This window comes from Variovorax sp. Soil_C_19, assembly GCF_057657255.1.
The window spans coordinates 15,061-30,394 of the sequence record NZ_JBDGIV010000008.1 but is presented as its reverse complement, the minus strand read 5'-3'; the positions used below and the strand labels follow the sequence as shown (position 1 = coordinate 30,394).

At 66.9% G+C, this 15,334-nt stretch carries 13 protein-coding genes; 7 read left to right on the top strand and 6 right to left on the bottom strand.

The genetic code is table 11. The annotated features are described in order from the left end of the window. Positions 1-31: 31 nt before the first annotated feature. Positions 32-1,609: a type VI secretion system protein TssA gene (gene tssA / locus AC3A6R_RS16835; protein WP_487864985.1), complete on the top strand. Its 1,578-nt coding sequence runs from the start codon at positions 32-34 to the stop codon at positions 1,607-1,609. Positions 1,610-1,614: 5 nt separating this feature from the next. Here tssA and AC3A6R_RS16830 read toward each other — a convergent pair whose 3' ends face one another. The 5 genes from AC3A6R_RS16830 to AC3A6R_RS16810 form a co-directional block, all read right to left on the bottom strand. Further along, a complete protein-coding gene (locus AC3A6R_RS16830; protein ID WP_487864984.1) occupies positions 1,615-3,252 on the bottom strand; it encodes a serine hydrolase in 1,638 nt (545 codons plus the stop codon). Positions 3,253-3,385: 133 nt separating this feature from the next. Continuing rightward, complete coding sequence (locus AC3A6R_RS16825; protein WP_487864983.1) at positions 3,386-4,117, bottom strand: carbonic anhydrase family protein; 732 nt, start codon at positions 4,115-4,117, stop codon at positions 3,386-3,388. 143 nt (positions 4,118-4,260) lie between these two features. After that, positions 4,261-6,237 carry a hypothetical protein gene (locus AC3A6R_RS16820; RefSeq protein WP_487864982.1) on the bottom strand — a complete coding sequence of 659 codons (1,977 nt, stop codon included), beginning with the start codon at positions 6,235-6,237 and terminating at the stop codon, positions 4,261-4,263. Positions 6,238-6,478: 241 nt separating this feature from the next. Continuing rightward, positions 6,479-7,360 carry a helix-turn-helix transcriptional regulator gene (locus AC3A6R_RS16815; RefSeq protein ID WP_487864981.1) on the bottom strand — a complete coding sequence of 294 codons (882 nt, stop codon included), beginning with the start codon at positions 7,358-7,360 and terminating at the stop codon, positions 6,479-6,481. A gap of 525 nt (positions 7,361-7,885) precedes the next feature. Beyond that, positions 7,886-8,869, bottom strand: coding sequence for an AraC family transcriptional regulator (locus AC3A6R_RS16810; RefSeq protein WP_487861940.1), 984 nt, complete (start codon positions 8,867-8,869; stop codon positions 7,886-7,888). 538 nt (positions 8,870-9,407) lie between these two features. Here AC3A6R_RS16810 and AC3A6R_RS16805 point away from each other — a divergent pair. Genes AC3A6R_RS16805 through AC3A6R_RS16785 form a run of 5 tightly spaced genes read left to right on the top strand, consistent with a single transcriptional unit; the run spans position 9,408 to position 12,921 of the window. Continuing rightward, on the top strand, positions 9,408-10,193 hold the full coding sequence (locus AC3A6R_RS16805; RefSeq protein ID WP_487861939.1) for an ABC transporter substrate-binding protein: 786 nt from the start codon (positions 9,408-9,410) through the stop codon (positions 10,191-10,193). A gap of 15 nt (positions 10,194-10,208) precedes the next feature. Then, positions 10,209-10,880 (top strand): ABC transporter permease, encoded by a 672-nt coding sequence (locus AC3A6R_RS16800; protein ID WP_487861938.1) that lies wholly within the window; start codon positions 10,209-10,211, stop codon positions 10,878-10,880. Between the two features lie 4 nt (positions 10,881-10,884). Then, positions 10,885-11,565 (top strand): ABC transporter permease, encoded by a 681-nt coding sequence (locus tag AC3A6R_RS16795; protein WP_487861937.1) that lies wholly within the window; start codon positions 10,885-10,887, stop codon positions 11,563-11,565. 13 nt (positions 11,566-11,578) lie between these two features. Next, positions 11,579-12,166, top strand: coding sequence for a hypothetical protein (locus AC3A6R_RS16790; RefSeq protein ID WP_487861936.1), 588 nt, complete (start codon positions 11,579-11,581; stop codon positions 12,164-12,166). Continuing rightward, entirely contained in the window at positions 12,163-12,921 is a 759-nt protein-coding gene (locus tag AC3A6R_RS16785) for an amino acid ABC transporter ATP-binding protein (protein ID WP_487861935.1), read from the top strand. Before AC3A6R_RS16790 ends, AC3A6R_RS16785 begins: the two co-directional genes overlap by 4 nt. A 19-nt stretch (positions 12,922-12,940) precedes the next feature. Here the strand turns inward: AC3A6R_RS16785 and AC3A6R_RS16780 are convergent, their stop codons facing one another. After that, on the bottom strand, positions 12,941-13,537 hold the full coding sequence (locus AC3A6R_RS16780) for a chorismate mutase (RefSeq protein ID WP_487864980.1): 597 nt from the start codon (positions 13,535-13,537) through the stop codon (positions 12,941-12,943). Between the two features lie 404 nt (positions 13,538-13,941). Here AC3A6R_RS16780 and AC3A6R_RS16775 point away from each other — a divergent pair, with 404 nt between their 5' ends. Next, a complete protein-coding gene (locus tag AC3A6R_RS16775) occupies positions 13,942-15,327 on the top strand; it encodes an RAD55 family ATPase (RefSeq protein ID WP_487864979.1) in 1,386 nt (461 codons plus the stop codon). Positions 15,328-15,334 lie beyond the last annotated feature (7 nt).

Sequence of the window (15,334 nt, the reverse complement as noted above, 5' to 3'; positions counted from 1 at the left end):
CTGCGCCACAAGACGACGAGGAACGACCAAAGTGGACATTGCCCTGCTGGACGGCATCGGAAGCCGGCCCGTCACCGCCATGCAGCCCGCGGGCAGCAATGTGCGGGAGGATCCGCGCTTCGACGCGCTGCAGCTGGAGATCGGCAAGCTCTCGAACCCCGGCGCCGACGGCCAGACCGACTGGCCGCGCGTGGCACGGCTTGCTGCGCCGCTTCTGGCCGATGGCGGCAAGGACCTGCTGGTGGCGTGCTACCTCAATGCCGCACTGCTGCAGACGGACGGCCTGACCGGCCTGCGCGCTGGCCTGCAGGTGCTGGCCGACCTGCACGAGAATTTTTGGGAGGCCATGTCGCCACCCGTGACGCGACTGCGCGCGCGCCGCAACGCGCTCCAGTGGCTGCTTGATCGGATCGAGCTGAGTGCCCGGGAGCGGCCATGGAGCGAACTCGCACCGCAGGCCTCCGGGCTGGTCACCGGCCTCCTGGCCGCCGGCCGGCGCATCGATGACCTGCTGCGCGCCAAGGACGAAGAGGCGCCCTCGATGCGGGCGTTGCTGGCGTTGATCGATCAGGTGCCCGTCGCCGAGAACGCAGCGCCGGCGGTCGCCGCGCCAGCAGTTGAGATGGCCGGCACCTCCCCTTCCCCCGTCTCAGCGCCCGCTGCGCTCGCAGCGCCGCCCAGCCTGCCCACGCTCACCGCCCTGGCCCCACCGGCCCCCGGTGAGGATCTCGCCCAGGCGCTGGCACCCGCCCTCGCGCATCTGAACCACGTGGTCGACGTCATGATGGCAGCGGACCCAGGCGATGCCCGCGCCTATCGCATCAGCCGCTTCGCCAACTGGGGCAGCATCGACGCGCTGCCACCCGCCACGGACAGCATGACCCAGATCGGTGCGCCGATCTCGCAGGTGGCGGACGCGATGCGGCGCATGCAGGACGCAGCGGCCGAGCCGCTCGACGCCATCGGCTTTGCCGAGTCCCAGTTTCCGGCCTATCCTTTCTGGCTCGATCTGCAGGCGCTCAGTGCCGCGGCGCTGGCGCAGATCGGCGATGCCGGCGCTGCCGCGCGTGCGGAGGTCGAGCGCAGCACCTTCGCACTGCTGCAGCGGCTGCCGGGGCTGGACAGCCTGTGCTTCGGCAACGGCATGCCCTTCGCGAGCGCGCGCACGCTGGAATGGATTGGCAGCTTGGGCGGGCCCGCGGCGTTGGCCAGCGGCGCCGCAGCGGGCATGACAGGCGACGGCCTTGGCAGCGTGGTGGCGCAGGCCCATGGGCTCGCGGCGAGCGGCGAACTCGAGGCAGCCGTGTCGCTGCTGCGGCAGGCCATCGCCCGCGCTGCGGACGCACCCGCGCAGCTGCGCGCGCAGATCCGGCTGTGCCAGTTGCTCAGCGTGCACCGGGAGGGTCGCGTGCCGCTACCCTTTGCGCGGCTCCTGGTCGAGAGGATCGAGCACCACGACCTGGACCGGTGGGACCCCGAATTGGCGATCGAGGCATGGGTGGCGGTCTACCCCGTCCTGAGCCAGGACGATGCCGATCCGCTTGAGCGGCATGCCGCACTCACGGCCATCGCCCGGCTGGACCCGGCGCGCGCGATCGCGCTGACCTGACCCGCTCAGGGCGTGCGGGTGAACGTGCCGCGGTCCAGGTCCTCCGCGTAGTAGTCCATCGTCAGGCCCGTGGAGATGCCGGAGACGCCGGGCTCGAAGTCCACCCTGCCGAGGGATCCTGCGGGAGCGTTCTCGCCCGACAGGTCGAACACATAGGTGTTGCCGCTCCAGTGACGCAGCGGGAAGCGCCGCTCGCCCGTCGGCCCCATCCTCAACACCAGCCCGCTGCCGTCGAATTCCACGATGGCGCTGCCGTAGTAACGGCTGGCATAGGTGCCGGTGTAGGCATTGCTGCCGAGCGCGGGCACCGGTTGTGCGGGCGACTGCTGGCCGGCCAGCGAGCCCTCGGGCGCGTAGAACGGTTCGAAGCGCTCTCCATAGGCGGCGATCCAATCTTCCGAGGTCGTGCCACGTTCGACCAGTTCTTCGAACGTCTGGTTCAGCGCTTCGGCCGCGCCCACCGGTGCGGCGTTGATCAGCGTGACGATCGCGAGGTCGGCCGCCGGAATCACGGTGAAGGCAGTGCCCGCGCCGAGCATGAAGGCGCCCGAATGGGACAGCTTCAGGCGCCCACCCGTCGACGTGCCGACATTGAATCCATAGCCGTAGTGATTCGCACGCTCGGACGGGTCCGCGGGCGGGGGCCCGTTCACGATCTGTCCGGTGATCGCGGGCTTCAGCGCCGCGGGGGTGTACACCGTGCGCCCCTTGTAGCGGCCGTCGCGAAGAAGAAGGGTCATCCACTTCGCGATGTCGTTGACGCTCGAACTCACACCGCCTGCAGGCGATTGCGCATCGGGCTGGCGCTGGTAGACGGCCTGGTAGCTGCCGTCCTGCATCACGTGCGGCGTCGCGCGGTTGGCGCGCTGCATGAAGTCGACGAAGCGGGAACTGGTGGCATTCATCCCCACCGGCGCATAGAGCACGCGCTCGGACAGCGTCGCCCAATCGGTGCCATAGGCGTTGGCCGCCGCCTCCGCGCCCGCGGTGAGGCCGAAGTTGGCATAGGCGTAGCTGGTCCGGAAGGCCCGCAGCGGCACGTAGCGCAGGCGTTGCAGGATCTGCTCGCGGTCATAGCCCAGGTCCTCGAGCTGGTCGCCGGCAGCAGGCGGCAGGCCGGAGCGGTGCGCGAAGAAGTCGCCGATCGTGACCTGTTGCGTGACCGCCGCGTCCGACAGGCTGAAGCCCGGCAAATGGCTCGCTGCAGGCATGTCCCAGGAGACGCCATGGCCTCCCACGAGCCCGGCGACGACCGTCGCGGCGATCGGCTTGGACATCGATGCAAGCTGGAACACCGTGTCGGAATCGATCCGTTCCGGCGAACCGACCCGGCGCACGCCGAAGCCCTTGGCGTAGACGACCTGTCCGTCCTTCACCACGGCGATGGCCATACCGGGCACCTTCGTGCGTCGCATCACTTCGGCCGCCACGCCGTCGAGCTTGGCCACGGCGGCATCGATCTGCGCCGAGGCAACGGGTGTGATGTTGAACGGCGCAGGCGACGGCGTGCCCGGCGACGAGGGCGGCACGTGGAACGCTGCGCCACCACCACCACCACCGCCGCCGCAGCCGGCCAATGCGGCACCTGCCGCGAGGAAGAGCGCATGGACGAAGCGGCGCAGGAGAACGGGTTTGCAGATCATTGGAATCCGGAAGTTGAAGGAGCCCCGACGAGGGCGGCCGATGGTGCGCAAGGGGCATCGGGATGGCAAGGCTGCAGGCGCGGCCGAGTGATGCAAGCTGAGCGCGGTGCGCGTTGGTCAAACCGCATGTCGGCTAGACCAGCGTGACCCTGCCCGACGCAATGTCGTACATGGCGCCGACGATCTTGATACGCCCGTCCGCCTCCAGACCGGCCAGCACTGCGCTGCGTCCTCGGATGAGCGGCAGCGCCTGCTGCACGTGGGTCTTGGTCACGGCGTCGACGAAGGCGTCGTTCTTCGAAGTGCGCGGGCCTGCGAACACCGTGGCGTCGATGGCCGACTTGAAGCGAGCCAGCAGCAGCGTGAGGTTTCCGAGCACGACGTTGTCGATCGCCCCCTTGGTGGCGCCGCAGCCGGTGTGGCCCATGACCATCACCACCTTGGCCCCTGCCGCGGCGCAGGCGAATTCCATCGACCCCAGGATGTCGTCGTTCACCGCGTTGCCGGCGACGCGCGCGTTGAAGGTGTCGCCAATGCCAAGGTCGCAGACCACCTCGACGGGCGCGCGCGAGTCGATGCACGACAACACCATGGCCGCCGGGAACTGGCCGGCGGCGCTGGAACGCATCTCCGCCAGGAAGTTGCGCTCCTTGTGCACGCCCGACAGGAAGCGCGCGTTGCCGTCCATGATCTTCCCGATCACCTGGTCGGGCGTCATCGCGTTGCGCTGCGCCTCGCTCAGCGAAGCCGCCTCGGTGGACGACGATGCGGTGCCGACGCCCACGCCGACCAGGGCCGCCGCGAAGGAGGTGCCCAGGAAATGACGGCGGTGCGGCTCGCAACAGGCTGGGCGCAGGCTCTTCATGAATGATCTCGAGGGTTGTGACCGCGGCAAGTCTCTCTGCAAACGCCCTCGAGGCGTTAGCTCGTCCGTCTCACGCTTTGGTCGATGCGTCTCACAGGGCCAGCGCGCGGCTTGCGCGCGCTGTTTCGTTCGTCAGGCCGCGCTCAGGGCAGGTAGTCGACCGGCACGGGGAAGCTCAGGAAGTTCTTCGTGAGCTGCTCGTCCCTGATCTGGTTCGGATTGGCCCCGTTGCACCATTGCGCCGACTTTGGATGCACCCCACCGTCGCTTCGGGTCACGCTGCAGGACAGTCCGGCCTTGATCCCGGCCTTGTTGCTGGGACATTGTCCCGGCTCGGCACCCGCTGCGCACGCCGCGAACTGCTCGGTGACATGGAACGTGTACAGGTTGTCCTTCAGGTCGGTGAAGCGCACCTTGACCGGATAGCTCGGCACGCTGCCCACCCGGAAACCCGCGATCAGGCTGTTGGTCGGCATGGTGACGTCCTGCTTGATCGCGCTGCAGCCCGGATCGCTCGCCTCCTGGTTCAATGAGCACACGCCATACTTCTTGATCAGCGGGGTGCCCTGGCTCAGCGTGGACGGCGCGCCGATCGCGAGCGAAAAGCCATCCGTGAAGCTGAACTGCTTGGTATTCTCCAGCCCGTTGGCGCCGCCGACCACGAAGACCAGGCCATCGCCCAGCTCGCTCATGAAGCCCACGGCGTCGTCGACCGAGAACCCGTAGGCATTCATCTGCAGATCTTCATGGATCAGCGCGACGTATGGGTTGAAGTTCAGCTTGGGGTTGTTCTTGACCGCAGGCTGCCGGTAGCCGTATTGCAGGTCGTGGATGTACATGGGTTGGATCGTTGCATGCGTCCAGCCGGGGATCTTGGTCCCCGCCAGCTTGTTGTCGCCCGCGCCACACCCCTCGTTGAACGGCACCCAGCCGTAGATGTGCTTGAGGGCCTCCATGTAGGTGAAGACCGGCTTCTCGGGCTCCTCGCCCTTGCAGGATCCGCCCTCGTAGAGCGCCAGGTATTCCGCGTGGTTCTGCGCGAAGAACTGCCTGACCGTCTCCATCTTCGTCGCCATGTCGGCCGGGCAGGCGATCGTCTCGGTGACGTAGGGGCTGAGGTCCTCGGCGCCCCAGTTGGCGCAGGAGCCCCACAGGTTCTGCATGCGCTGGACCGCTTCGCCGAAGTGCAGATTCTTCTTCTCGTCTTCGGTGCATTGGCCCCCGATGCACTTCTGCACCGTCAGGACCGGCGGGCTGTCCGCCGGCTTGACCGGCACGTCGTCGTTGGGGGGCAGCACACCCGTTCGTTGCGCGAAGACGTTGTAGCCGCCCGGCAGCTTCAGCGAATGGAGGTTGTAGACCGGCCATCCGCTGCCTGCATCGGTCGCCATGAACGAGGCCAGCGCATCGGCGAACTTGCCCAGAGATTGCACGGACCCGCTGTACCCGATGTAGGGGTTGTTCTTGGGGCCGATGCCGACCGGCAGATAGACGTGGTCGACGTAGGAGATGTTGTAGCCGACGTTGTCGGGCTTCAGCAGCGGCTTTTGCCCATCCGGAATGATGGCATCGCCGAAGGTGTATTCCGACAGCTGCGCATGGATGTTCTCGGGGAACTGGACCTTGCTTGAATAGACGGTCAATGCGCAGCTCGTGTTCTGGCCCTGGCACGACACGGCGCCTGGGGTTTGCAGCTTCACGTCTTCCTGCTCGCGCAGCCTGTCGTTCCTGTCCGCCAGGACGACACGGCCGCCGTTCCACCAGGTGATGTACTTCTCGGCCGACAGCGCCGTGTACAGCGGGAGGGTGACGGTGACCGACGAGTTGGCCGGAATCCCCGTTCCCTCGTTGACGTACAGCTTGTAGACACTCTCGGTCGGGTACAGCTTGTCGTCGACGCGGAAGCATCCTCGAATCCATTCGTTCTTCGAGTTTTCGCTCGTCGAGAGCACGGGATAGATCACCCGGTCGGAGTTGTTGTGCACCGTGATCGACTTCGGCTTGACCGTGACGGGATTGCCTTCGAAGTCCTTGCAGGTGACATCTGCAGACGGAGTGCCGCCACCGCCGCCCCCACCGCTGCCGGAGTCCGGGGGCGGCACTACTGGCAGGAATGCCACCGGGAAGGAGGAACCCCCTCCGCTGCCGCCGCCGCACGCGGAAAGTACCACCGCGACAACCAGTGTACCGGCGCGAAGCAGGGCGCCGGCCATTCCATGCTTTGCCGACTTGCTTACCAATATGTTCATCGTTTTCTCCAGGAACCCAACGTCAGCGACGGGGTGAATTTCAATTCTGTGGGAGCAGCCAGGGCGCCGAGCTCGAATGTTTCGAATGAAATAAATTGCATTTGAAACAGCGCTACCTCGCCGGCCCTTGCGCAGCGCGCACGTCGCGCGGTGTCGCGTTGAAGCGCTGGCGAAACAGCTTGCTGAAGACGGCCGGATCCGAGAATCCGCAGGCATGGCTGATCGCGCCGATGCTCAGCCGCTCGCCCTCGCCCTGCGCCAGATGGGCCATGCTTTTCTGCAGACGCCGCTCGCGCAACGTGCCGCGCACGCTGGTCTCCTGCGTCTCGAACAGCCGATAGAGCTGCGCGCGCGACATGCTGGTGCCGCGCGCAATGTCTGCCACGCTCAGCTCAATGCGGTGCATGTTGTGCTCGATGTAGCGATGCACCGCCTGCAGTTTGGCGGCGTCAGGGCTTTCGTGACCGGCCGCCGGGGACGCGGACGCCACCGCCTTGAGCAGCGCCTCGGCGACCTGGACGATGCCGCCGACAACCTCGCCGAGTTCCGCGGCTGTCAATGTGGCGGCGTGGACGGCGAAGGTCTGGAGCTGTGCCGCGAGGAAGGGCGCGAGCCCAAGGTGCTCGAGACGCTGCGCAGCGCCCGGTCCGCTGGGGGCCACATGCTCGGGGATCTGACTGTGCCGGGGGGCGTTCAGCCGGATGTAGCTGAAGCGCGCGTGACCCCACCGCCCGCGGAGTGGCTGCATCCCCCGCCAGAGCAAAACGGTGCCAGGACCGTATTCGGTGCGGCCCGTGCCCGCCTCTTCGAGCGCAAGCTCGCCTTTCTCGATCACCCAGATGCTGATGCCGGGCACGATCGGGACGCAGTTCTCTGCAGGCAGCGCGCGCATCTCGGAAGGCGGCACTTCGCTGTGGCCTACCCAGCCATGGCGGCCCTCGCAGAAGAAGCCTTCGGCGCGAAAAGGAGGATCTGCAACGATCTCCAGGTTCATAGGCGCGGCGAGCCGAGTGGCGTGTCCGCACTGCGCCACGACAGGCGCGACGCCTCTCGGCATGAGCGGAATCGTCCATCCGGTCGGCACAAGTGCTCGAAAGCCGTTGCACGCCTCTTCGGGCAGGAGGCGTGCGGCGAAACGCGTCGCTGCCGCGCCCATTCCTGCCACGGTTGCGGGCTGGCCATGTTGCGCGCCTGCGAGCCCGCTCATGCGAGGCCCCTGATTTCACGGCGGGTCGAACGAGGCATAGAGCATTGATGTGCCATGCGCGGCACCCAGCCTGGCTCAAGCCCCAGAAGCGAGGCGGTCATCGCGCGACGAGTGAATGTCGCGGCGCTCATGGCGAAGGGCCGCGTACAGCGCGCAGCAAGGTCAAAGGCATTGAGGTTCGGCAGCGTGAAATAGTTCACGCGGACGATAGAAGCGCCTCTGGCAGGCGACAAGCACCGAACACGACAGCGTCACTATCCGAGTGCGCCACGGCCGCACCACCGGCCAGCTCGCGCGGCTGCCTGGCCGGCTTCAGCGGGCCTGTCTGAAATCCGCCGGCGTCTTGCCGGTCCAGCGCTTGAAGGAGCGGTAGAAGGAGTTGGGCTCCGAGAACCCGAGCAGGTAGGCGATCTCGGTCAGGGTGGCGCGACCGGCCGACAGGTAGCGCTGCGCCATTTCCAGACGGACCTCATCCAGCAGGGTGGAAAAGCGCACACCCTCGTCCGCCAGGCGGCGCTGCAGCGTGCGCGCGCTCAGGAAGAGCGCGCGCGACACGCTTTCGATGTCAGGAACGTCGCCGTGCAACTGCTGCTCCAGGATCTCGCGCACCGCCGCCGCCGTGCCGCTGCACGTGGTCTCATAGGTCTGCAGGTCGCGCTCGGCCGCATCCTCGAACATGGAGGCCACGCGCCGGTTGGCACTGACCAGCGGCAGGTCAAGATCGGCGCGGCGGAAGACGATCGTATCGTGCGCCTGGTCGAACAGCGCCGGGCAGCCGAAGGCATCGGCGTACATCGTGTGATAGGAGGGCCGCTCCTTGAGGGTCACGCGCACCGGCACGATCTCGCGCTCGGTGAAGGTGCGCCCGAAGACGAGCAGCGTACCCATCTGGATGTCCAACTGGGCCCGTCTGTAGGGTCGCGGCGGTCCGTCGAAGCGGATCCGGAGCTCGCACTCCTCGGCACCGGGATGCATGTCGATGTGGCAGGCCGACACCAGCGCGTTGTAGCGCGCGATCCGGGCCAGTGCCGCGCCGAAGTTCGCGCTCAGCATGCCGGCGAATCCCACCACACCGAACAGTTCCGAGCGCATCGGCTGGAGACCGACCGCGAGGCCCGCAGCGGGGTTGGCCGCTTTCTCGTGCATGACGACGAACACACGGTCGGCCTGCTCGCCGGACAGCGGTTTCCGGAGTTCGTCGGGTTGGAGGCCGGCAAGCACTGCCACCTCGTCCAGATCCATTCCGGCTTTCTGCAAGCCGTCGAGCACGTTGAAGGGGAGGCGGGCCAGGGTCATGGAAATGGGTGGAGGGGCCCGCCTTCGGCGGACCCTGTTGGTGCGGGGTCAGGCCTCGCGGCGAGCCGGCAGCGGTCTGACCTGATTCTCGGCCAGGGAATGTTACAGATCAAGACCGAGCGGTAGTTCAGGCGCGGATCGTTCCCATGCGAGCCGACGCGCGATACGAAAGTTCTAGATCCGCCGCGGAACGATCGCTGGTGAGGTGACGGCCACGCTGCGAGTGCACATGAAGGGTCTGCGCGGGGAGATCATCCGTGTCCGAGCGGCACGAGCGGCGCGGCGAATTCCCGGCCTCGCGAAGCGTCGGATGCATGCGCCAGCCGGGAGGCAGCCGTGCCGAGGCCGAAGCGCACGTCTGGCGGCGCCGCCTTGAAATTGCCTGTCATGCAACGCGTGCGCGCGGACGAAGGCCTGCCCCAAGTGTGCGAAAGGATGGCCTGGCGCCGCACAGTTGCATCCGATGCAAGCGTTGCGCACGCGCAGAAGCTCGTCGAGGATGCCGCCATCACAACGAACGACGCCGGAGACAACGACGATGCACTCTCGAACTTCCTTCACCGGTCCGCGCCGCAGAACCCTCTGCCTCTTGCTCTCGACCTGCGCCTGGATGGCGGCAGCTCACGCGCAAGGCAGCTACCGCATCGCGACCGAGGGTTCCTATCCCCCGTGGAGCTTCAAGGATGCGCAAGGGACGCTGCAGGGCTGGGACGTCGAGATCGCGAAGGCGCTCTGCGAGAAGATGAAGGCCAGGTGCGAGATCGTCGCCCAGGACTGGGATGGGATCATTCCCGGCCTCGTCGCGCGCAAGTACGACATGATCGTCGCGAGCATGGCCATCACGCCGCAGCGGCGCGAGCGCGTGGCCTTCTCGGCCAAGTACAAGGACACCATCTCGCGCTTCGTCGCCCGCAAGGGAACGCCGCCCGACGTCAGCCCCGCCGCGCTCAAGGGAAAGACCATCGGCGTGCAGCGCGGCTCCGTCCAGGCGGCCTACCTCGCGCAGAACTACCGCGACGCCGAGCTCAAGTTCTACGACACGCCGCAGGCGGCCGAACTCGACCTCGTCGCCGGTCGGGTCGCGTACATCCTCGGCAACATGGTCACCTACCATGTCGGCTTCCTGAAGACGCCCGAGGCGAAGGATTTCGCGTTCACCGGGCCGGAGCTCAAAGGCGGCATTCTCGGCGAGGGCAACGGCATCGCGGTGCGCAAGGACGACGGCGAGACGCTCGCGCGCATCAACGCCGCGCTGGAGGCGATCCGAGCCGATGGCACCTACGATCGCATCACGGCGAAGTACTTCCCGTTCAAGCTGATGTAGGCGTCGCGGCCTCCAATGGACTTCCTCCAAGGTTTTGGTGGCCAGTTGCTCCTGGGCACCCTCGTGACGCTGCAGCTCGCCGCGTGCTCCCTCGCGCTCGGCACACTGCTCGGTGCCGCCGTTTGCGCGCTGCAGCTCGCGGGCAACCGCGGGCTGCGGGCGCTCGGCAACGGCTATGCGGCGGTGATCCGCGGCATTCCCGACCTGCTCGTCGTCTTCGCGGTCTTCTTCGGTGGCTCTCTCGCGCTCGCCACCCTGACCGGGCGCTATGTCGAGATCGACACGTTCCTCGCGGGTGTCGTCGCGCTGGCCCTCTCGTTCGGCGCCTACGCGGCCGAGATCGCGAGGGGCGCGCTGCTGGCGGTTCCGAGGACGCAGCGGGAAGCCGCGAGGACGCTCGGTCTTTCAGGCCTTCAGGCGCTGTGCACCGTCGTGCTGCCCCAGGCAGTCCGCTTCGCGCTGGCACCGTTCGGCAACCAGTCGATCGTGCTGCTCAAGCAGACCTCGATCGTCTCCATCGTGGGATGCGACGAGCTCATGCGCAAGGCCGCCGAAGCTTCCGGCGCGACGCGCGAACCGTTCACGATGTATCTCGCCACGGCCTGCATCTACCTTGTCCTGACCGGCTTCGCCACGCTCTGCCTCGAGTGGGGAGAGCGGCGCGCCGCGCGTCCCCTGGCCAGCTGATCCCATGTTCGACATCACCCTCCTATGGTCCGTCGCCCCCGCTCTGCTCGAAGGTGCGTGGCTCACGCTGAAGCTCACCGCATGGGTCGTCGGCATCGGCACGGCCCTGGCTGTCCCCGTGGCGCTTTGCAAGAACTCGCGCGTGAGCGGAATCCGGGCGGTCGCGCATGCCTACCTGCTCTTCTTTCGCGGCACGCCCGCGCTGGTACAGCTTTTCCTCCTCTACTACGGGGCGGGCCAGTTCGATGCCATCCGCCACTCCGCGCTGTGGCCCGTGCTGCGCGATCCGTTCTGGTGCGTCGTGATCGCGTTGGGACTGAATTCCGCCGCCTACACAGGCAAGACGCTCGGGGCGGCGCTCGCGGCCGTTCCGCGCGGCACCCGGGAAGCGGCGCGCGTGCTCGGGCTCGCACGTGCGCACACCTTCTGGTTGGTCGAACTGCCGCTTGCGGCACGCACCGCGCTGCCGGCGTTCGGCAACGAGGTCATCCTGACCTGCAAGGCCACCTCGCTCGCGAGCACCGTGACGCTGCTCGAGCTCACCGGCACGGCTCGGCTGCTCACTTCCGAAACCTATGCGCCCTACGAGGTTTTTCTAGGGGCTGGCATCGTCTACCTCGCCATCAACTACGCGCTGCTGCGCGGGCTGCGCGCGCTGGAAGCCCCTCCCAGCCGCGGGCACTGAATCGAGCATCCCCATGAAATTCATCACCCTTGGCCCGACCGGCAGCAACCACGAATTCGTGGCCCGCCGCTACCTCGACTTCCATGGACTGCAGCACACCGCAAGCCTGGCCCTCGCGCAGGACTTCGATCGATGCGCAGACGCCGTGCTGCGTGGGACCGCGGATTTCATGATCCAGTGCGCCGTGCATCCCGAGACCGCTTCGACCGTCGCGAAGTGCTTCATCGGGCTGCATCTGATCGACACCTTCATCGCCCCGAGCCAGGACCTCGCCATCCTCCAGCGCCACGACGCGGCGCAGCCCACGTCGCTCGCGGTCATGCGCCCCACCCTGCCCTACATCGACCGTCATCGCTGGCAGCACATCGAGTTCGTGGACACTGTCGCAGAGGTCACGCAGGGCGTGATCGACGGCAGGTATCCGGCCGGCGTGGGCTATGCCCGTGCGGCCCAAGAGCATCCCGCGCAGTTGCGCATGGCGCAGTTCATCGGCACGGTGGACGATGCGTGGATGGTCTACGGCCGCACCCGCGTCCGCACGGGGGAACTGACCGCCTGGCGCGACAGCCCGGCAGCCGAACTCTACAAGGGGGCGGCATGAGCGCGGGCACGCCGGCCGCCACCATTTCCCCGGTGGTGTCCGTCGAGGGCCTGTCGAAGGCGTTCGCAGCCCACAAGGTCCTCGACCACATCGATCTGAACGTTTCTGCGGGCGAGCGCGTGGTGGTCTGCGGCCCGTCGGGCTCGGGGAAATCAACGCTCGCGAGGTGCATCAGCGGACTCGAGGGCTACGCAAGCGGTGCGGTGACGGTCAACGGGGTCGTTGTCTCGCCGCGCATGCGCCACGCCGATCTGGTGCGGGCCAATATCGGCATGGTGTTCCAGCAGTTCAACCTGTTCCCGCACCTTACGGTGCTCGAGAACTGCACCTTGGCGCAGCGCTGGGTGCGGCGCCGTTCCGCGAGCGAAGCCCGTGAGACGGCGCTCGAGTACCTGGGGAAGGTCCGGCTCGCCGAGAAGGCCTCGGCGTACCCGGCTCAGCTCTCGGGTGGACAACAGCAGCGCGTCGCCATCGCACGCGCGCTCTGCCTGAATCCCACGGTCATGCTGTTCGATGAGGCCACGTCGGCGCTCGATCCCGAGATGGTCAAGGAAGTGCTCGAGACCATGATCCTCCTCGCGCGCGACGGCATGACGATGATCTGCATCACGCACGAGATGGGCTTCGCCCGCGCGGTTGCGGACAAGGTCGTCTTCATGGACGACGGCCGCGTCGTCCAGTCGGCACCACCCGGCCAGTTCTTCGGCGAAGGCGCCGACCCGCGGATCCGGAGATTCCTCAGCCAGGTCTTCTGATCCGGCGCGCACGGGTCGATCAGTTCGCGCACACGCGCGCCAGCCCGCGGTCCAGCGCGATCCCGTAAAGCGGCGGCAACCGGTTCGCCGCAGCGTGCCATGCGGTGGCATCGGCCAGCTGCTCGCGGCAGTCGGTCCGAGCGCGAAGCGAACGGGTGGCGATGAGTTCATCGATGAACCGCGGGCGCAGGCGGTCGAGCGCGGGGCGCAGCTCGCCGCGCAGATCGGCTCGAGTTTCTGCCGGCGCCCGCCCCCCGCGCCGCCACTCGGCCATGAGCGCGAACTGGACGAGCTTGCTCGCTTCGATCTGGTCCGTGAAGAAGGCCGTCGCCACTTCATGCGCCAGGCCCCGGTCGTTCGCCTCGCGCGCTGCTGCCGCGACGACCTGGCCTTCGCGCGGATCGCCCGGCGGATCTTCGACCGGCTGGCCTGTGTCCCATTTGGTGAGCGCCACCTGGCGCGACAGGTCGAGCCGCACCGCGCTCATCGCGACGAGCCGCGAGAACCCGGTGCCCGGGTCAGGCCCGTGCGCATCCGAAGCGCACGCGAGCAAGACCATGCCGACGAGGCAGGCGCCGGCCGCCCGAAGGCCGGTTTTCAGATAAGGCAGCTGCATGGGAACCTCCGATCCGAGCGGCCCGCCGGCGGCGCCGGCGTCATCCGTTCGACGTCACGCCAGCCTAGCGACCCCGCGATCTCGTGTCGCCTGCAAAGGTTCCGAGTTGCATGCTCTCGCGTCAGCGGTCATTGGCAGGTTTCATCGGTTCCGATGCAGCACCCTCCGCGCTCAGGTGATTCCGCGCCGGCTGGTGATCGAACAGCACGAGCGGCGTCGGGGTGCGGCCGTCGCCGAGTCCGATGCGCCAACTCACAGGCACGGGAGCGATCGCTGCGTTCCAAACAGGCGCAGCCCCGGCCCGTGCAGGGAGATCCCATCTTAGAATTTGAGCCGCGGACCACTCCCGAAGTCCTCGCCGCTGCCTCACCACAGATCCAACCCGTCCCGATTTTCCGATGCGAATGAAAAGATTGCCCACTGCAGTTCCAGGCCTGGACGTAATCCTCAGTGGCGGGCTGTTCGAGGGTGGCGTCTACATCTTCGAAGGACCGCCCGGCGTGGGAAAGACAACGCTCGCCAACCAGATCGCGTACACGCTGGCCCGGCGGAGGATGCGCACGCTCTATGTGACCATGCTTGCCGAGTCGCATGCGCGCATGCTGCAGCACATGGAACAGCAGGTGTTCTTTGATCAGGCCGATGTCAATGCCGAGGTCTTCTACGTCAGTGGCTATCGCGAGTTCGAGCAGGGCGGGCTGAAGGCCGTGGTCGAGTTGCTGCGCGGCGAACTCCAGCGCAGCGGCGCCGGTCTTCTAGTCATCGACGGACTGGTGGTCAACAGGGGTGTGACCACCGATGATTCCGTGCGCCAGTTTGTGCACGAGCTGCAGAGCCTGGTCAGCGCGATGTCATGTACCTGCTTGGTGCTGACGAGCGGCACCGGCAATGCCCTGAGCGCCGAGCAAACCATGGTCGACGGCATTTTCTCGTTCGAGGACCATGGCTTCCATTGGCGTGCCGAGCGCCGCATGCAAGTTCGCAAGTTCCGCGGCAGCCAGGTCATACGCGGGCAGCATACGTTCTGCATCACGATGCAGGGGCTGCAGTTCTTCCCCAGGCTCGAGAGCCTGCCGCGGCGCGACGACAGTGTCGAACTGGGTCGCGGCATTCTCCCGACTGGCCTGGGCCCGCTTGATGCAGTCCTACAAGACGGTGGAGTTCTCTCCGGCAGCTCTTCAGTGGTGATCGGGCACAGTGGCTCGGGCAAGACAGCATTGGGCCTTGCATTCGCATCCGGCTGTTCTCCGGCCTCACCCGGCCTGCTGCTTTGCGGCACCGAATCCGCGGCGGATCTGCTGCTTGCGTCGACCGAACTGGGCTTCGCCGCGGGTGAAGCGGTGGACGAGGGTGTCCTGACGATCGAACAACTGGGAGGCGAGGACGAGTCTATGGATGAGATGGGGCACAAGCTGTTGAGGCTTGTCGACGAGCTGAGGATCCGAAGGTTGGTGGTGGATGGCCTTGAAGGCCTGGCGGACACCCTGGCATTTCCTGAGCGGGGCTACCGCTTTCTGGGTCGACTGCTTCTCGAACTCAAGCAACGCGGCGTGACATCGATGTTCACGGTGGATCCCGCCGCTTTGGCTGTTGCGGCTGGTACCCCGCTCGCCGATGGCGTGGTAGGCCGGTTCGACAACGCTTTCACTTTCTCCGCAGCGGCGGTTCAGGCCCTGCAACCCGGCAGGCGTCCCCTCGAGATCACCAAGGTTCGCGGAACGCGCGCCACCAAGAGAGCCGCCGACGTTCACCTGTCCCGATTCGATGCCACACAGCCCCCAAACGCCTGAGTGAAAG